The following is a 16,343-nucleotide window of genomic DNA, read 5'->3' as shown; positions in this document are numbered from 1 at the left end:
TTCCATGACCTCACAGGTAATCGATTTGGCTCTGCGGCGTCGTCATTGTCGGGACATCCACAACGACCAACCGAAGGACGACGACCATGATCAATCCCTCTCTGTTGCTCCGCCGCGCCATCCAGATCGACGCCGTCGTCAGCGGCGCCATGGCGCTGCTGCTGACCTTTGCCGCGGCCATGCTGGCGCCGCTGCTGCATCTGCCTGAAGCGCTGCTGCTGGAATCCGGCCTGTTTCTGATCGCCTATGCGGCGCTGGTTGGCTGGCTCGGCACCCGCGCGACCATGCCGAAGCTGCTGGTGCTGGTGATCGTCGTCGGCAACGCGCTGTGGACGCTGGGCAGCATCGGCCTGCTGTTTTCGGGCGCGGTGACGCCGAACCTGCTCGGCCAGATCTTCGTGGCCGCGCAGGCGATCGCAGTCGGCGTGTTCGCGGAGCTGCAATATATCGGGCTGCGCCGAAGCGCAGCGGCACAGGCGGCTTAAGCCGCCTTGCTCTTGACCTTGCCGGCCTTTGCCTTGCTAGCCTTGGCCGACCTGGAGTTAGTTGACTTGGCCTTAACAGACTTGGCCTTGGTCGCTGCGGAGGTCTTCTCCGCGGCGGCCTTGGTCGTTTTGGCTTTGCCCGAAGCCGCTTTGCCCGAAGACTTGGCCTTCTTGGCCTTATCTTTGGCCCTCTTGGCCTTCGCCTTTTCTTCCTTCTTCAGCGCCTTGCGCTCGGCCTTCTCCTTGGCCTTGAGCTTCTCGGCACGTGCCTCGGCGCGCTTCTTCTTGCGCTTCTTCTCGCAGGAATCGCACTTGCAGCCGATCGGCTTCAGGTATTCCTTGAAATACTCCGTGCCGTAATCGTAGTTGATCTCTTCGCCCGGCTCGATCTTCTTGATCGAGCGGATGATGATCTTCTTCTTCGCCGCATTGACGTCGGACTCAGCGTTCGGCTTGCAGGCGTGGTTGATATAGCGCGCGATGTTCTTGCGGATCGAACCATCGACGGTCCAGCGCTTGCTGATCTGGAACAGATACTTGTTCTCGATCGCGTCGTGCTTCTCGTTCTTCGAATCCAGCAGGGGCCCGAAGTATTGGACGATCTTGACGCCCTTCTTGATCGGCTGGGTGGCGAAAAGACCGAGACCGGTTTTGGAACGGCCGATGCGATATGGCTTAGCGGAAGTCGAGGCGGGCATGGGATGAGGAACTGACGCTGCTGGAGACAAAATGAAGGCTGACCAAGCTGTCTAGCGCGATTCAACCAGCCCTGTCAGCCGCTTCGGTTGAACCTTCCCCAGCTTGTGAACGTCAAAGCAGCACCTTTCCCGTGCTGGATGCCCTGAAATGCCCCGCCTGCCCGCCCTCGCTGTCGCCACACTGACGATCCTGCTCGGCGCGCCCTCGCTCGCCGCGGCCAACACTATCGGCAGCGTCTACACGTCGACGACCGACAACGACTGCCGCAAAGCGTCCAACCTCAAAATCGATGGCGATGACTACGCCGCGGAACGGACTTGCCGCGGCCCAGCTGGTCTCGTCGTGGTGAAGAACGAGGACGACCTGCGCGAGACCATCACGGTCGGACGCAGCGCCAGCGCCGCTGACAAGGAGCCGGCGGCATCGCAAGGCTTCGGTCCGTTCAACTCCACCACCAACACGATCGAATGGCGCGTCATTGGCGGCAAACCATTCGCGATGATCCAGCGCTGGCACATCGCCGACAACGACGATCCCGAGAAAAATGGCCGGCCAAAATCCAAACAGATGCTGGTGGTCACGCGGTTGCCGCCGGGCGCCGTGTGCCATGTCGCCTATATCGACGTGACGGCCAATCCGGAGGCCAACGAGCTGGCCCGCAAAGCCGCTGACGAACTCGCCCGCGGCTTCGATTGCAAGACGGACAAGGTCAGCGTGATCGGCATCGGCGGCCGGGCTACGGCACTGGCGATGGCATCGCGCAACATCCCGGGCCCGGCCAAGTAGGTTCAGATCGATCGTGCGGTCAAAGTTTCGGTATTTTCGCCGCGTCGATCACCGCCGTCCATCGCGCGATTTCCGACGTGACCAATTCGCGCATTTCCGGCGGCGTGCTTCCCCGCACCTCGCCACCGATCGCCGCTTCCAGCCGCGCCCTGATCCCCGGGTCGGCCAAAGACTTCAGAACGGCCGCGTTGAGTTGGGCGATGATCCCCGGTGGCGTCCCCTTCGGCGCCAGCAGCCCGGCCCACGTCCTGACATCGAACCCCTTCAGACCTGCCTCGCGGGCCGATGGAACATTCGGCAGCAAAGCACTCCGGGTCGATGATGTGACGGCGAGGCCGCGCTCCGCACCACTCTCGATCTGCGGCGCAACAAGCACGCTGGTGCCAACGATCAGGGGCACATCGCCCGCGAGCAACGCGGTAATCGCCTGAGAGTCGCCGCGGTAGGGCACGTGCAACACGTCGATGCCGGCTGCTACTTTCAACAATTCGCCAGCAAGGTGATGCGTGCTGCCGAAGCCGACCGATCCGAAGCTCAACGATCCCGGCTTGGCCTTTGCGAGCGCAATGAGCTCTCCCAGCGTCTTTGCTTCATAGTCGCTGCGGGTAGCGACGACGAGCGCATAATAGACGATCGTGGAGATCATCTCGAAACTATCGACGGGTTGATAGGACAACGATTTGTAAAGCCCTGCCGAAATCGCATGGCCTCCGGTTACAAGGCCGAGCGTGTATCCGTCAGGCGCTGCCTTGGCGACCGCGTCCGATGCGAGATTGCCGCCTGCGCCAGGCTTCGCTTCGACGATGACGGTCTCATTGAGCTGTTTCGCCAGCCCGTCGGCAACGACGCGGGAGAGCGTGTCCGCCGCCCCCCCCGATGCGAAACCGTGAACGATACGAATGACACGATTTGGGTATACTTGCGCTGAGGCGCCAGGCACGTCGATCGACGAGACTATAAATATAGACACCGCGAGGCATGCGAGAACTCTGCCCCGAATAGATTTCGACAGCTGGCTCATTATTTCCTCCCCTTTTATTTCTTCAGCACTGATCGCCGTGGTGCCGATCTGTCGCTTCATGGCGGCGACTTTGTCGGCAGCGATGTCATGTCGCCTTGCGTTTGAACTCCGCGAGCTCCGGCGATGGAGCCGGCCCCCAGATATCTCGGGGGAGACCTACCCAGACCTTGGGGCGCTGCGGACGATCCCGGTGCCATGGGCGTGGTTCGAAATAGCCGAGATCTTCATCGATCATCTGATCGAGATCGAAGAACAGTTCGATGAGATGGCCATCGGGGTCGCGGTGATAGATCGCAACATTGTGGCCCGGGCCATGACGCACCGGCCCCCACAGGATCTGTATCTTCTTGCGCCCGAGCAGGTCGCAGGCGCGATGCATGTGCGAGGCATCACGGAGCTCGAACGCCGCGTGATGCAATCGCCGACCCGGGCCGCGCGCGAAATTGACGGAGTGATGATCAAAACCACACCGCATGAAGACGAAGGCGTCCTCGATCCAGTCCGACACCCGGAAATTCAGCACGTCACCATAAAACTTCGACGCCTTCAGCGGGTCTTGCGTGTAGAGCGCGATATGGCCGAGGCGGTCGGCTGCAATGCCGCCGACAGGCTGCTCCGCGACAGCGAATGTCGGCCCCGCAAGCAGCTCGATCTCCATTTCCTCGAAGTCGCGGAACAGCACCGAACGGGACACGCCAGGAAGCGGATCGGACTGGATCTCAGCCGCAATTCCAGCGCGCGACAGTGTAGCCACCAGGTCTGCGAAATCCAAATCGAGCGCCACTTCGAAGGTCAATCGCCGACAGGCCGCCTGATCGCCACGCTGCAGGACGACGGCGAGTTCATCCGAGTCGGTGGCCAGCGATGCGCGACTGGCGTCACGCGTCACCACACCGAGTCCGACCACCGTTTGATAGTAGTCGATCTGCCTGTCGATATCAGGCGTAACGAACGTCACATGCCTGATGCGTTTTACCTTGATCATGTGGTCCTCCGTATCTCGTTCCAGACCGATAGCCGTTCGCCTACGGGGTCATGATGATCTTGCCGAGCGCGCCTCCGGACTCCAGCAGCGTGTGCGCCTGCCGGACCTCGGATAATTTCAGCCGCGCGGAGATTGCGGGCTTGATCTCCCCGCGCCCAAGCAGCGAGATCAACTTCCCCATGATGGCGCGGCGCGCATCGCGGTCATGATCGTAGATGTGAAAGGAGAAGCAGCGCACGGCCGGACAGACGTCGAGATACTTCCGCATCTCTCCCATCAGGTTTTCTTCAGGAAGGCCGGCGAAGGCGTTGTAGGAAACCAGCGTTCCCCATTTGCCGAGCACGCCGAGATAGGAGACGAATTCGGGACCGCAAACATGGTCGAGCACGAGGCCGACACCGCTCCCCTCGGTCAATTCGCGCGTCCGCGCGACGACGTCCTCGTCACGATAGAAGATCACGTGATCCGCACCGTTGGATTTCGCGAATTGGGCTTTTTCCGTCGTGCTGACCGTACCGATCACCGTCATGCCTGCCAGCTTCGCCAATTGCACGATCGACGTGCCGACACCGCCAGCAGCACCAATCACAAGCACACTGCCTGCGGGATTACGCCCACCGCATTCATGCAGCAGCGCCCAGGCCACCTGATAGTTGGCGAGACAGACGGCGTCCTGAAGATCGACGGCATCAGGCAACAGATGAATGGCATCGGCCGGCGCCACCACATATTCGGCGTAACAGCCGCCGCGCTGTGACAGATCGCGGGCGCTCAGCAAAACCTTCTGCCCAACCGAGATACCGACAACACCGTGACCGACCGCGGAGATGCGCCCGGCGACATCATTCCCCGGATTGGCCGGTAGTGGCGGCATCCACTTGTAAACGCCGCGCCGGATCAAGGCGTCCGGCTGGCCGACGCCAAAGGCCTCAGCCTTGATCTGCACCTCTTTCGGGCCCGGAGCCGGAATGGCGACATCGACATAATCGAGCGCGTCGGGACCACCGGGACGATGAACCAGCACAGCCTTCATGAATCCACCCTGCAGAACTTATTTTCGAAAATATGTCCTATTACGAAAATTATTGCAATAGCGGTCATGCGCCGGCATTCTGCAACCAGCCGACGCCATCAGCCGGCGGAATCTGAGGTCCATTCCATGACTGCTTCGGCCGTCAAATCGCGCAAAGAATTCGGCAAAACACTCGCAGTCGATATCACGCACCGACTGCGTCAGGATATCGTCGCTTGCCGGCTCAAGCCTGGCGAACCGCTAAAATTCGATGCCTTGAAGCTCGCTTTCGGCGCAAGCTTCACGACCCTGCGCGAGGCGCTGACATCGCTGACGGCGGACGGCCTAGTCGTTGCCGAGGAGCAGCGCGGCTTTCGCGTGGCGCCCGTTACGAGCGACGACCTGATCGACATCACCCAGACCCGGATCCTGATCGAGATCGAACTGCTCAGCCGCTCCATCGTAAATGGCGAAGATGACTGGGAAATAGCGGTTATGTCGACCCTGCACAGGCTGGGACGCATTGAGGAAAGGCTTCCCGGTAATCACGTCGAGAACCCGGAATGGCAGATCGCCCACCGCCAGTTTCACGAGGCGCTGGTGTCGTGCGGGCGCTCCCCGACATTGTTCGGCATTCGGGCTTCGCTGTTCGAGCGCGCCGAACGCTATCGAAACCTGTCCGCCATGTTTCGCCCGCAACCACGCGACAAGGTCGGTGAGCATCGCGCCATCATGCAGGCCGCGATCGCCCGCGACACGGCACTGGCCACATCCCTGATCGACCGGCACATCCGCAGCACCTCCGACAATGTCGTGAAATACGCATCTCATCTGCTGACTGAATCCTGAGACGGGATCGCCGGCTAGTCGGCGAAGAAACAGACGGCAGGCCCAACATCCCACGTTGAAAGTCGCCGCAGGCGCCGCCAGCCCTCTTGTCAGGCATTATTTTCGAAAATATAATAGATTTACGAAATTTCGATATCAGGGATTACATAGGAAGGCCTCATCATGAAGCTCTTGTCTTTCAGCCATCAGCAGCGCGAGAGCTGGGGAGCCGTCGTCAACGACGCGATCGTCGATCTCGGCAAGGCGCTCCCGCACTATCCGACGCTCGCCGATTTCATCGCCAGCCCCGACTTCGCCAAGCGCGACCAGATCGTTGGCGGACACAAGCCAGACCTGAAGCTGTCGGACATCAGCTACCTGCCGGTAATCCCCCGCCCCGAAAAGATCGTCTGCGCGGTGCGCAACTATCTCGACCACCACAAGGAAGCGGTGGCTCATGGCATGGACCGCCAGATCACCGAATTCCCGCCGATCTTTCTGCGGGTCTGGCGCTCACAGGTTGGCCACAACCAGCCGGTGATCCGGCCGAAAGTCTCCACGCACCTGGACTGGGAAGGTGAACTCGCCGTCGTGATCGGTAAAGGCGGCCGCCATATTCCCGAAAGCGAGGCGATGAACCACATCGCCGGCTATTCGATTTATAACGATGTCAGCGTCCGCGATTATCAGCGACACGCGCAGCAGATCGCGGCCGGCAAGAATTTCGTCGGTACCGGACCGTTCGGCCCGTGGCTGGTGACCACCGACGAATTGCCGGATCCCACCAAGCTCAAGCTCGAAACCCGCGTGAATGGTGACGTCGTCCAATCCTCGGACACATCCTTTTTGATCTTCTCGATTCCCCGGCTGATCAACTACGCGTCGGAAATCTTCGACCTCGTCCCGGGTGACGTCATTGCAACGGGAACGCCTGCCGGCGTCGGCTTTACGCGGAAGCCTCCGATCTTCCTGAAGGCCGGCGACGTCGTCGAAGTCGAGATCGAGAAACTCGGCATCCTCAGCAATCCCGTCATCGACGAGTAGTCGGCGGACGGCTCCCTCACAACGCTCGCAAAACACGGACTGGGTCAGCCATGACATCCTATGACATTCGCAAGACCCAGACTTCCGTCGAAACGATCTGGCACGAACGCGGGCCACGCCTGGCACAACCGCTTCGCGTCGGCACAGCACTGGCGATTATCCGCAATCCTTTTGCTGGTCGATACGAGCCGGACCTGATGGCCTTCCAGGCCGAACTACGCGAACTTGGACGCACACTTGCGGTCGAGCTCGTTCAGGCGCTCGGCGGCAAGGAACGCATCGAAGCTTACGGCAAGGGCATGATCGTGGGCGACGACGGCGAGCTTGAGCACGCGGCCGTATGGCACGAGGCTGGCGGCTGGGCGATGCGCGAGATTCTCGGCCAGCCCAAAGCCATCGTGCCAGCTGCGAAGACCGTTGGCGGAATCGGCACACGGCTGATGGTCCCGCTGGGCCATATCGAAGCGGCCTATGTCCGCAGTCATTTCAGCACCGCTGAAATGACTGTCTGGGATGGCCCGCGTCGCGACGAGATCGCCTTCGGCCTGGTGATGGCCACCGGCGGAAGGCCGCATGCACGTATTGGCGGGCTGGCCGCGTCCGATATCTCGGTGCATGACGGACAGCGATAGCTACCGCAAACGGCGCCTGCGCACGACGCCGGCGCTTCGCGAAGAGTTTCGCTACTTCGGCGTCTCCATCGCCCTGGCGACGGTGATCTTCAACATCTCGACGAACAGCTTCTCTGCGTCGGTGCCATCAGGCAAGCGGCGCAGGATATCAGTGAGCCGGCCATCGAGGGTCAGCATGGTGAAACCATGCACCAGCGACCACGTCCGCGCGATCTGTGCGGCCTGTTCGATGGTCAGCGCATCGGTGGCGACATTGCCCGGATGATGTGCGCCGACCACGCTGGCAAGACCGGCGAAGGATGCATTGGCGGCCTCGCGCAGATTCGGCCGCGTCATGTCGAGCCGCTCGGTACGAAACATCAGTTGATACATGCCGGGCTGCGCACGTGCATAAGCGAGATAGGCCTTGGCGCGGGCGAGCGCGCTTTCGAGCGGCGTCGTGCCACTCGCACCAGCCGCAGTCATTGTGGCGTTGAAGTTGCGGAAGCCGATGGCGGCCAGTTCGCTGACGAGGCCGGTGAGATCACCGAAGTGATGTGTCGGAGCCGCATGCGAGACGCCGGCCTCACGGGCGACGGCGCGCAGCGTCAGGCCAGATAGTCCATCGCGCTCCAGCACGATTTCCGCGGCTTTCAGCAGCGCGCCGTGCAAGTCCCCATGATGATAGGGAGATTCGGCGCCGGCGGTTTTTTTGACCGCGCCCTTCGCTTGCGAATTTCCTGCGACCTTCTTGCGGCGGTCTTGCGGCACGGCGCGCGGTTTCGCGGTCTTGGTCTGCTTCGTCATGGTGATGTTATAGGTCGTCATTTTTACACTGTAAAGATTTTGCTTGACGGGCCGACCGCTCACATCTAGCAATCTAGACAACGTAAAGATAACAGCATGGGAGACGACGATGGCGCTGCTGGACCCGATCGAGGCTGCTCATGACAATCTTGCGCCGATCCCGATGGAGTGCGACGCGCCGTTCCTGATAGTCGTCGGCGAACTGCCACGTGAGCTCAACGGCACGCTCTACCGCAACGGCCCCAATCCTCAATTCGAAACCAAAGGCTCGCACTGGTTTGTCGGCGACGGCATGCTGCATGCCTTTCACATCGAGAACGGCCGCGCGAGCTATCGCAATCGCTGGATCCACACGCCGAAATTTCTCGCCGAGCACGATGCCGGCCGCGCGCTCTATCGCGGCTTCGGCCAGAAAATGCCGGATGCGCCGGCTTCACTTGGCAATGACTCAGGCGCGGCCAATACCAACATCGTCTTTCATGCCGGCCGCCTGCTCGCGCTGGAGGAAGGCCATGCGCCAACCGAGATCGAACCGGGCACGCTGAAGACGCTCGGCTACCAGAACTATAGCGGGCGCATCGGCGGACCATTCACCGCGCATCCGAAGATCGATCCCGTCACCGCCGAAATGAATTTCTTCGGCTATAACGCCCGCGGTATCTTCAGTCCGACGATCTCGTTCGGCGCGATCGATTCATCGGGCATCGTCACGCGTTTCGAACGTTTCGATGCGCCCTATGCCAGCATGGTGCATGACTTCATCGTCACCGAGAACCACCTACTGTTTCCGATCCTGCCCATTACTGGCAGCATGGATCGCGCCCGGTCTGGCCGCCCGCCCTATGCGTGGGAGCCGGACAAGGGGTCTTACGTCGGCGTGATGAAACGCGGCGGCAGTGCAGATGATATCAAGTGGTTTCGCGCCGAGGCCTGCTACGTCTTCCATGTGATGAATGCGTGGGAGGAAGGCGACCGCATCATCGCCGACGTCATGCAGTCCGAGGAAGCGCCGCTGTTCACGCATCCCGACGGCTCGCCGACAGATCCTGCGAAATCCAACGCGCGACTTTGTCGCTGGACCTTCGATCTGGCCGCCAATACCGATCGTTTCACCCGCACCTATCTCGACGACGTCACCGGCGAATTCCCGCGCATCGACGAGCGCCGCTCCGGCCTTGTCAGCACGCAAGGCTGGTACGCCTGCGATAATCCGGCACCAGGCGCCAGCAACGCCTTTTCCGGGATCACACATGTCTGGCGTGACGGCGTCAGGCTCGGCCAATACATGCTGCCACTCGGCGACAGCATCTCCGAACCCGTCTTCGTCGCGCGCGGCAAGGATGCAGCCGAAGGCGACGGCTGGCTGCTCGCGGTGGTGTGGCGCGCCCGGCAGAACCGCAGCGATCTGGCAGTGTTCAACGCCACCGATGTCGCCGCGGGGCCGATCGCTCTCGTCCAACTCGGTCACCGGGTACCGGCGGGCTTTCACGGCAACTGGGTCGATTCCTTCTAAGCCATTGATCCAACGACAGTTATAGACCTCGCCTCAAATAATTTTGACAGTGTAAAGATTTTTGTTGACGAGCCCGTTGGGAAGACCTAAAAGAAATCTTGACAACGTAAAGATGGAGAGACCGGAAAACAGCATGGCGTCCTTTCTCATGATCGACGTGGCTGCCACCGCCTCCTGAAGCACAACGACAAAAGTACTCACTCGACAACAAGCGCGCGGAACCACGCCATGATCAATGTCCTCGCCAAGCTGGCCATCGGCTTCCTTTCCACCATCGCCTTTTTCACGACCTTTGCGGTCGCCGGAGACGTGCTGATCGCGACTGCCGTCGCCATCGCAAGTGCTGCGACACAGTTCGTCCTCACACGAACCGCATATCGCAGGCCGGACATAATGACCCGGGCAGCAAGCTGGAGCAGCCTGGCCCTCGTGCTGGTTGTAACCGGCACTACGCTCATTGGCATCGAACCATCCGACGCGGCCGCCTCGGCCTCTCATGACGTTTTCACGCCGGTCGGCAATGTCTGCCCGCTCTCACAGCAAGACATATGATCGCAGGCTGCTGCACAGCGACGCAACGACTTCATAAGCGAGCCCGCAACGCACCTTCACAACGTCAAGATAGCCCGAACTGGAAACGTCATGGCTTCCTTTCTCATCATCGCCCCGTTCGGTGCTTTCGCCATACTGATGATGGTGTCATCGGTCGCGATCAGCCTCTTCGCCGCAGCCGCGCTGTCGCTCGGCATCGTGGTCTGGGACGTGATCCGCGGCGGCTCGCTGAAGATGCTCGCAGCAGGCTCGGTGCTGATCTTCAGCGCGCTCGGCTGCTACATCACGCTGGTCGACGGCAATTGGAGCGCGGTGGCCGTCCGCCTCGCCGTCGATGTCGGCCTGCTCTCAATCGTGCTGCTGTCGCTCGCGATCCGCCTGCCCTTCACGCTGCAATATGCCCGCGAGATGGTCGACGCCGAAACCTCGAAGCTGCCCGGCTTCATGAAGGCGAACTACATCCTCACCTGGGCCTGGGCCGGCGCATTTGTGCTGATGCTGGTGGCGGACATGCTGATCATCTACATGCCCTCGCTGCCACTGTGGATCGGCTTTGCGGTGGCCTTTGCCGCGCGCAACTCTGCCGTTGCCTTCACCAAATGGTACCCACAGTATCGTCGCGCGAAATATGGTGCAGTGAAACCGGCTGAACCGCTGAAGCCCTGATCCACTTCGCCTGCAAATCGACGCCTGACCATCTCGACTGCATTGGGAGCACTGCGATGAAGGACGTATTCGCCAAACTTGGCCAGGATTTCTTCTCCACCATCGTCTTCCTGGTGCTCTACCTCGTCACCGGTGACGTCCTGCTGGCAACCTGCGTGGCGATTGCGGGTGCCGTCGCACAGTTCGTCTATGCCCGCGTCAAGGGCTCGAGGCTCGACGTAATGACCTATGCCAGTCTCGCGCTGGTTGTCGTCCTCGGCGGCGCGACGCTGCTGACCAAGGATCCGCGCTTCGTGCTGGCCAAGCCCAGCATTGGACATTTCGCCATCGGCGCGATCATGCTGCGCAAGGGTTGGATGCTGCGCTACCTGCCACCCATCGTCAGCGAGACGATCCCTGAATATGTGACCGTTGCGGGCTATGCCTGGGCTGCGCTGATGTTCGCGCTTGGCGCCGGTGTCATCGCTGTGGCCATGACCGGCGATATGAAACTGTGGGCTTTCTATGTGTCGGTCGTCGCCATTGGCGCCAAGGTGCTGGCTTTCGCGATTCAGTATGTCGTGTTCCGGATGATCGTCGGCCGCAAGCTGCGCGCAGCAGCAGCGACGTCGCCGCAGATGGGCACCTAGTCGCCGGCGTGCAACTGCGAGCTTCGCAGACGGGTCACTCCGACATCCACCGTCAGCGGGGGCGATGCCGCGGGCGCATGAACCGTGTCGCCCTCATATTCAGCCGTGATCCAGCGCGTGCCATCCGCCAGCGCCGAGGTGGTGAACGACGCCGTGCCGGCGCGATCGAGGCCGACATGGGTCGCAAGAACCTGCTCGCCATCGCGAAAGGTGACGGCACCTTTCGGAATGCCAACACCGCCGGCAATCGCGGCCGTCAACGTGACCACCGCTCCAGACGGACAAGGATTCTCGGACGACGACAGCGCCACCGCCGGCGTGACGCGTATGGTTTCCTCCACCACCGCGGATTGGCTCGGCTGCACCACGACAGGCAGATAGTTGGACGTCCCCATATAATCCGCACGGAAGCGATGCGGACCCGGCGGCAGTCGCTGGACCACCAGCGACGGATGGGCCACATCGACCCAGCCAAGCACCATGAGCGTCGTCTCATCGACAAAGCGGACGATGCCGCCCGGGACGCCCCCACCGCGTTCACTGGTCACGGACGCCGTCAGTGTCGTGCGGCCGGCTACATCGATGGATGATGCCAGCGTGGTCCGGGTCAGTTCGGAGTGAATGATGGATTGGGCGCGGGCCGCGGCCGGACTTGCGAGCATAACTGCAGTGACGACGACCAGATGAAAATTGTTCACCTGTTACACTCCGGTTTGCCACCCCTGGGATGAGGCGCGCGGCCGGCGAAAAGGTTCAACGCAAAACCGGATGCGGAGAGGCCGCATGCCGATGTGAACAATTCGTCACAGATACTGATAAAACATGATCCCGTTGACGGCACTGGCTGCGGCCAACAACGTCACCACCGTCGCATTCAGCTTCAGAGCATCCAACATGGCGCGGCCTCGAATTCGTCTGCAGTCTGATCGCTATTGGAACAGCGCCGCCTGAGTCGTCACCGCTTTTCTTTTTCCTCCGCATCCTTGCGAGTCACCGGAGAATCGAGTCCCGCGCACAGATCGAAATTCAGCGGGGTTGCTGCAAGCCTGAGTCGCGTTTTGTCGAACCAAATCGCTGGTGCCGCGACACAAAACCATGACCCGAATCGCCATCCTGATCGCCGGCCTCATCACCGCCGGCACCGCCTTTGCACAACCCGTGACGCCGCCGCCGGAGCTGCTATCGCAGGAGACACCGGAGTGGTTTGCGAGCGCCCGTGCCTTCGTGCCGCCGGACCGCGTGGCCGGTCAGGCGTTTCATGTCGACATGTCCGATCCGCAAGCGCCGGTCGGATATGTCGCGACCTATCCAGCCGGTGCTAACGATCCCAAGACAGCGGCAAGCGCCTTCGATGCCGGTGAGATGCTGGTCGCAAAACTCGTGCGCAGAGACGGCAAGCTGACCACCCTGTCAGCCGAGCTGCGCCCGCGTGACGTCACGCTGAACAGCAACATCCCGCGTGTACTGAGCGCCGCGCATGACGATGCGGAATATCGCCAACTCCACGCCGAATTGCTGAAGACGCGCGGCACGCTGCCGGATGGCGCCGTTCCCTGCGATATCCATGGCTGGTCAACCGAGCGCGATCCCAACGGATTGAACGTGCGCGCCGGGCCATCGACGAAGGCCAAGGTGCTCGGCACACTGCCGCCGCCCTACAAATTCAAGAGCAAAGGTGAGAACGTGCCTGACGGAGGCTGGCTGACGGAATTTTCCATCATCGGCTTCAAGGATGGCTGGTTCCTGATCGAAGGCGCAACGCCGCCCGGGAAGGACTACGAAGACGCGAGCGTCTATCCGCGCAATCATCCAAAACCCTATGGCGGCCGCGGCTGGGTCTCAGCCAGCAGGGTCGGCGCGCAATATGCCAATGGCGACACGCGGATGGGCGGACTGTTCCAGGCGCCGCATGTGGACGCGCAGTGGACGCCGGCCAAAGGCGAAGGTGGCAGCGAGATCAGCGCCGACGGCGGCCCCAAGCGCGTTCTCGCCTGCAGCGGCTTTTGGGCGCTGGTGGAGAGCCACGACGGCGTCCGCGGCTGGTGGCGACGGCTGTGCTCGAGCCAGGTGACGAATTGCAGTTGAGCTAGAACCAGATTTGCTGTGGCATGCCTAGCGCATCGCGCGGTGCATTGCCTTCCGGCAGACAGCCCACGCAATCGCGCGCGGCCAGCGCCACCGCGCAGGCATCGAGCACATCATCCCGCTTTGCGCCGGTGCGCGTGCGCCTGGCAGTGAGCCAGTCGTCAAGGTCGCTGAAGCCATTCGCCAGCAACAGATGACGGCGGAGCGCCAGCCCCTCCTCAGTGTTTTTGGACGGCAGCGGTTGATTGTCGTTCAGGCGGAGAAAGACAAGTTCGGGATGGGCTTCGCGGATATCGAGATCGCGCTGTTCCCGCACGAAGCCGTCGACCTCCATGATCTTCGGTCCGAGATGCCAGAGCTGGCGCGAGACTTTCTTCTGCCCGCGCCTCTCGGCCTCCGCGTTGGCGAGGTCGGGATCGGTGAAGTCCTGCCACAGCCAGCGACGTCCGCCGGAAAAGACGCGTGAGCCATGCGGACTGAGCTTCTTGCGCGCGAGTTGATCGCAGCAGCGCACACCGTCATCGCCGAGACCGATGGGAATATCGATGGCCGCACGGGCAAAGCGCTGCGTCGCAAGCCAGGAGATATCGCTGATGAAATCGATGGAGCGGTGGTCGCCGTCGAGTGTGACGGCGACCCAGCCTTTGCTGAAGCCATCGAGGCCAATGAAGGTCACGACATCCTCTCAGCCGTCATCGCGAGGAGCATCTTGCGACGAAGCAATCCGGTCTTCGCTTGTAGCTTTCTGGATTGCTTCGCTGCGCTCGCAATGATGCCAAGAGGTCGCAGCATCAACCGAGGTTCAATTCCTTGAAGAAGTCGTTGCCCTTGTCATCGATAATGATGAAGGCCGGGAAATCCACGACGTCGATGCGCCAGATCGCTTCCATGCCGAGTTCGGGATACTCGACCACCTCGACTTTCTTGATGCAGTGTTCGGCGAGGTTTGCCGCCGAGCCGCCGATCGAGCCGAGATAGAAGCCGCCATGCTTCTTGCAGGCCTCGCGCACCGCAACGGCGCGATTGCCCTTGGCAACCATCACCATCGAACCGCCCGCCGCCTGGAACTGGTCGACGAAGCTATCCATGCGGCCGGCCGTGGTCGGGCCGAATGCGCCGGAGGCATAGCCTTCCGGGGTCTTGGCGGGGCCGGCGTAATAGACCGGGTGGTTCTTGAAGTAATCCGGCAGCGGCTCGCCCTTCTCAAGGCGATCGCGCAGCTTGGCATGCGCCGAGTCGCGCGCGACGATCATGGTGCCGGTCAGCGACAGGCGCGTCTTGGTCGGATAGTTCGACAGCGTGGCGAGAATGTCCTTCATCGGCTGGTTGAGATCGATCTTCACAACCTCGCCGCCGAGCGCCTGCTCCACCTGCGGCAGATACTGTGCGGGGTTATGCTCGAGCTCTTCGAGATAGACGCCGTCCTTGGTGATCTTGCCGAGCACCTGACGATCCGCCGAGCACGACACGCCGAGCCCGATGGGCAGCGACGCGCCGTGGCGCGGCAAGCGGATGACGCGGACATCGTGGCAGAAATACTTGCCGCCGAACTGCGCGCCGACGCCGGACGACTGCGTCATCTTGAGGATTTCCTGCTCCATCTCGAGATCGCGGAAGGCGTTGCCATCCGGCGAGCCCTGGGTCGGCAGCGCGTCGAGATAGCGGGCCGAAGCGAGCTTCACGGTCTTCATGCAGAGCTCAGCGGAGGTGCCGCCGATGACGATGGCGAGGTGATATGGCGGGCACGCGGCGGTGCCCAGCGTCATGATCTTTTCCTTCAGGAAGGCCAGCAGGCGATCCTTCGTCAGAACGGATGGCGTCGCCTGGAACAGAAAACTCTTGTTGGCGGAGCCGCCGCCCTTGGCCATGAACATGAACTTGTAGGCGTCGTCGCCCTCGGCATAGATCTCGCACTGTGCCGGCATGTTGTTGGCGGTGTTCTTCTCTTCATACATGGTCAGCGGCGCGACCTGCGAATAGCGCAGGTTGCGGCGCAGATAGGCGTCGCGGGCGCCTTCCGAGAGTGCCGCCTCATCGTCGCCATCGGTGATGACGTTACAGCCCTTCTTGCCCATGATGATCGCGGTGCCGGTGTCCTGGCACATCGGCAGCACGCCGCCTGCGGCGATGTTCGCATTCTTGAGGAAGTCGAAGGCCACGAACTTGTCATTCGGGCTGGCTTCGCTGTCGTCCAGGATGTTGCGCAGCTGCTGCAGATGGCCGGGGCGCAGATAGTGGTTGATGTCGCCGAACGCGGCCTCCGAGAGCGCCTTCAGTGCGTCGCGGGAGACCACCAGCATGTCCCTGCCCAGCACTTTCTCGACCCGCACGCCCTCGGTGGTCACCTTCTTGTAGGGGGTGGTGTCCGCGCCCAGCGGAAACAGCGGGGTGTGCTTGTAGGGCGGGACGGGCTTTGGATCAGGGAAAGCGGTGGGAGCGTTCATGGGTGTGGCCTCAAAAAGGGAGGGGATTTGAGGCCCTTGTAGGCGGTTTCCGGACAGTTTTGAAGGGTTCAAAACAGAGGGACAGGCCCGCAATCGCGGGGATAATCCCCCCGTTCCAGCAGTAACCGGCTGCGCCCGCCGCGCCTTGCATAAAGTGGCGTCCCGCGTTTCAGTGC

18 protein-coding genes are annotated in these 16,343 nt (G+C 61.6%); 10 read left to right on the top strand and 8 right to left on the bottom strand.

What is annotated here, in order from left to right; genetic code table 11:
- The first annotated feature begins 86 nt into the window (after window positions 1–86).
- The gene (locus LPB73_RS05830; protein ID WP_231079938.1) at window positions 87–485 is read left to right on the top strand and encodes a hypothetical protein; all 399 of its coding nucleotides are present in this window, start codon (window positions 87–89) and stop codon (window positions 483–485) included.
- Here LPB73_RS05830 and LPB73_RS05825 read toward each other — a convergent pair.
- Complete coding sequence (locus LPB73_RS05825) at window positions 482–1,183, bottom strand: SET domain-containing protein (protein WP_231079937.1); 702 nt, start codon at window positions 1,181–1,183, stop codon at window positions 482–484. The genes LPB73_RS05830 and LPB73_RS05825 overlap by 4 nt on opposite strands.
- A gap of 148 nt (window positions 1,184–1,331) precedes the next feature.
- On the opposite strand from LPB73_RS05825, the gene LPB73_RS05820 reads away from it, so the two are divergent.
- Complete coding sequence (locus LPB73_RS05820) at window positions 1,332–1,970, top strand: hypothetical protein (protein ID WP_231079936.1); 639 nt, start codon at window positions 1,332–1,334, stop codon at window positions 1,968–1,970.
- 19 nt (window positions 1,971–1,989) lie between these two features.
- Here LPB73_RS05820 and LPB73_RS05815 read toward each other — a convergent pair whose 3' ends face one another.
- The 3 genes from LPB73_RS05815 to LPB73_RS05805 all read right to left on the bottom strand — a co-directional run bounded on the left by LPB73_RS05815 (window position 1,990) and on the right by LPB73_RS05805 (window position 5,009).
- The gene (locus LPB73_RS05815; RefSeq protein WP_231079935.1) at window positions 1,990–2,940 is read right to left on the bottom strand and encodes a tripartite tricarboxylate transporter substrate binding protein; all 951 of its coding nucleotides are present in this window, start codon (window positions 2,938–2,940) and stop codon (window positions 1,990–1,992) included.
- 136 nt (window positions 2,941–3,076) lie between these two features.
- Entirely contained in the window at window positions 3,077–3,976 is a 900-nt protein-coding gene (locus LPB73_RS05810) for a VOC family protein (RefSeq protein ID WP_231079934.1), read from the bottom strand.
- A 40-nt stretch (window positions 3,977–4,016) separates the two neighbouring features.
- Complete coding sequence (locus tag LPB73_RS05805) at window positions 4,017–5,009, bottom strand: zinc-dependent alcohol dehydrogenase family protein (RefSeq protein ID WP_231079933.1); 993 nt, start codon at window positions 5,007–5,009, stop codon at window positions 4,017–4,019.
- On the opposite strand from LPB73_RS05805, the gene LPB73_RS05800 reads away from it, so the two are divergent.
- The 3 genes from LPB73_RS05800 (at window position 4,989) to LPB73_RS05790 (ending at window position 7,492) form a co-directional block, all read left to right on the top strand.
- The gene (locus tag LPB73_RS05800; protein WP_374725711.1) at window positions 4,989–5,837 is read left to right on the top strand and encodes a GntR family transcriptional regulator; all 849 of its coding nucleotides are present in this window, start codon (window positions 4,989–4,991) and stop codon (window positions 5,835–5,837) included. The two genes, LPB73_RS05805 and LPB73_RS05800, sit on opposite strands and share 21 nt — an antisense overlap.
- A gap of 162 nt (window positions 5,838–5,999) precedes the next feature.
- A complete protein-coding gene (locus LPB73_RS05795; RefSeq protein WP_231079932.1) occupies window positions 6,000–6,860 on the top strand; it encodes a fumarylacetoacetate hydrolase family protein in 861 nt (286 codons plus the stop codon).
- 50 nt (window positions 6,861–6,910) lie between these two features.
- Entirely contained in the window at window positions 6,911–7,492 is a 582-nt protein-coding gene (locus LPB73_RS05790) for an amino acid synthesis family protein (RefSeq protein ID WP_231079929.1), read from the top strand.
- Between the two features lie 51 nt (window positions 7,493–7,543).
- Here the strand turns inward: LPB73_RS05790 and LPB73_RS05785 are convergent, their stop codons facing one another.
- Complete coding sequence (locus LPB73_RS05785) at window positions 7,544–8,299, bottom strand: TetR/AcrR family transcriptional regulator (protein ID WP_231079928.1); 756 nt, start codon at window positions 8,297–8,299, stop codon at window positions 7,544–7,546.
- Between the two features lie 88 nt (window positions 8,300–8,387).
- Between LPB73_RS05785 and LPB73_RS05780 the strand changes: the two genes are divergently transcribed.
- From LPB73_RS05780 to LPB73_RS05765, 4 genes are all read left to right on the top strand, one after another.
- Window positions 8,388–9,791, top strand: a complete 1,404-nt coding sequence (locus LPB73_RS05780; RefSeq protein WP_231079926.1) for a carotenoid oxygenase family protein — start codon at window positions 8,388–8,390, stop codon at window positions 9,789–9,791.
- A gap of 228 nt (window positions 9,792–10,019) precedes the next feature.
- Window positions 10,020–10,343 carry a hypothetical protein gene (locus LPB73_RS05775; protein WP_231079924.1) on the top strand — a complete coding sequence of 108 codons (324 nt, stop codon included), beginning with the start codon at window positions 10,020–10,022 and terminating at the stop codon, window positions 10,341–10,343.
- A 90-nt stretch (window positions 10,344–10,433) separates the two neighbouring features.
- Window positions 10,434–11,009, top strand: a complete 576-nt coding sequence (locus tag LPB73_RS05770; RefSeq protein ID WP_093756607.1) for a hypothetical protein — start codon at window positions 10,434–10,436, stop codon at window positions 11,007–11,009.
- 56 nt (window positions 11,010–11,065) lie between these two features.
- Window positions 11,066–11,638 (top strand): inner membrane-spanning protein YciB, encoded by a 573-nt coding sequence (locus tag LPB73_RS05765; protein WP_231079923.1) that lies wholly within the window; start codon window positions 11,066–11,068, stop codon window positions 11,636–11,638.
- On the opposite strand, the gene LPB73_RS05760 is transcribed toward LPB73_RS05765, so the two are convergent.
- A complete protein-coding gene (locus LPB73_RS05760; RefSeq protein WP_231079922.1) occupies window positions 11,635–12,336 on the bottom strand; it encodes an Ig-like domain-containing protein in 702 nt (233 codons plus the stop codon). The two genes, LPB73_RS05765 and LPB73_RS05760, sit on opposite strands and share 4 nt — an antisense overlap.
- 397 nt (window positions 12,337–12,733) lie before the next feature.
- Between LPB73_RS05760 and LPB73_RS05755 the strand changes: the two genes are divergently transcribed.
- On the top strand, window positions 12,734–13,723 hold the full coding sequence (locus LPB73_RS05755; RefSeq protein ID WP_231079920.1) for an SH3 domain-containing protein: 990 nt from the start codon (window positions 12,734–12,736) through the stop codon (window positions 13,721–13,723).
- 1 nt (window position 13,724) lies between these two features.
- Here the strand turns inward: LPB73_RS05755 and LPB73_RS05750 are convergent, their stop codons facing one another.
- A complete protein-coding gene (locus LPB73_RS05750; RefSeq protein WP_231079919.1) occupies window positions 13,725–14,399 on the bottom strand; it encodes a DUF429 domain-containing protein in 675 nt (224 codons plus the stop codon).
- 115 nt (window positions 14,400–14,514) lie between these two features.
- A complete protein-coding gene (locus tag LPB73_RS05745; RefSeq protein ID WP_089265165.1) occupies window positions 14,515–16,167 on the bottom strand; it encodes a fumarate hydratase in 1,653 nt (550 codons plus the stop codon).
- Window positions 16,168–16,343 lie beyond the last annotated feature (176 nt).

The organism is Tardiphaga sp. 37S4 (assembly GCF_021044645.1).
In the GTDB taxonomy this organism is placed as follows: Bacteria; Pseudomonadota; Alphaproteobacteria; order Rhizobiales; family Xanthobacteraceae; genus Tardiphaga; species Tardiphaga robiniae.
Note: the sequence above shows the minus strand (reverse complement) of the source record. Positions and strands in the feature narration are given on the sequence as shown.

Bases quoted from the DNA above. Each gene is read 5' to 3' on its own strand.
- LPB73_RS05775 (WP_231079924.1), top strand. From the start codon at position 10,020: ATGATCAATGTCCTCGCCAAGCTGGCCATCGGCTTCCTTTCCACCATC.
- LPB73_RS05765 (WP_231079923.1), top strand. From the start codon at position 11,066: ATGAAGGACGTATTCGCCAAACTTGGCCAGGATTTCTTCTCCACCATC.
- LPB73_RS05800 (WP_374725711.1), top strand. From the start codon at position 4,989: ATGAACCAGCACAGCCTTCATGAATCCACCCTGCAGAACTTATTTTCG.
- LPB73_RS05795 (WP_231079932.1), top strand. From the start codon at position 6,000: ATGAAGCTCTTGTCTTTCAGCCATCAGCAGCGCGAGAGCTGGGGAGCC.
- LPB73_RS05755 (WP_231079920.1), top strand. From the start codon at position 12,734: ATGACCCGAATCGCCATCCTGATCGCCGGCCTCATCACCGCCGGCACC.
- LPB73_RS05805 (WP_231079933.1), bottom strand. From the start codon at position 5,009: ATGAAGGCTGTGCTGGTTCATCGTCCCGGTGGTCCCGACGCGCTCGAT.
- LPB73_RS05830 (WP_231079938.1), top strand. From the start codon at position 87: ATGATCAATCCCTCTCTGTTGCTCCGCCGCGCCATCCAGATCGACGCC.
- LPB73_RS05810 (WP_231079934.1), bottom strand. From the start codon at position 3,976: ATGATCAAGGTAAAACGCATCAGGCATGTGACGTTCGTTACGCCTGAT.
- LPB73_RS05825 (WP_231079937.1), bottom strand. From the start codon at position 1,183: ATGCCCGCCTCGACTTCCGCTAAGCCATATCGCATCGGCCGTTCCAAA.
- LPB73_RS05780 (WP_231079926.1), top strand. From the start codon at position 8,388: ATGGCGCTGCTGGACCCGATCGAGGCTGCTCATGACAATCTTGCGCCG.
- LPB73_RS05820 (WP_231079936.1), top strand. From the start codon at position 1,332: ATGCCCCGCCTGCCCGCCCTCGCTGTCGCCACACTGACGATCCTGCTC.
- LPB73_RS05790 (WP_231079929.1), top strand. From the start codon at position 6,911: ATGACATCCTATGACATTCGCAAGACCCAGACTTCCGTCGAAACGATC.
- LPB73_RS05770 (WP_093756607.1), top strand. From the start codon at position 10,434: ATGGCTTCCTTTCTCATCATCGCCCCGTTCGGTGCTTTCGCCATACTG.
- LPB73_RS05785 (WP_231079928.1), bottom strand. From the start codon at position 8,299: ATGACGACCTATAACATCACCATGACGAAGCAGACCAAGACCGCGAAA.
- LPB73_RS05745 (WP_089265165.1), bottom strand. From the start codon at position 16,167: ATGAACGCTCCCACCGCTTTCCCTGATCCAAAGCCCGTCCCGCCCTAC.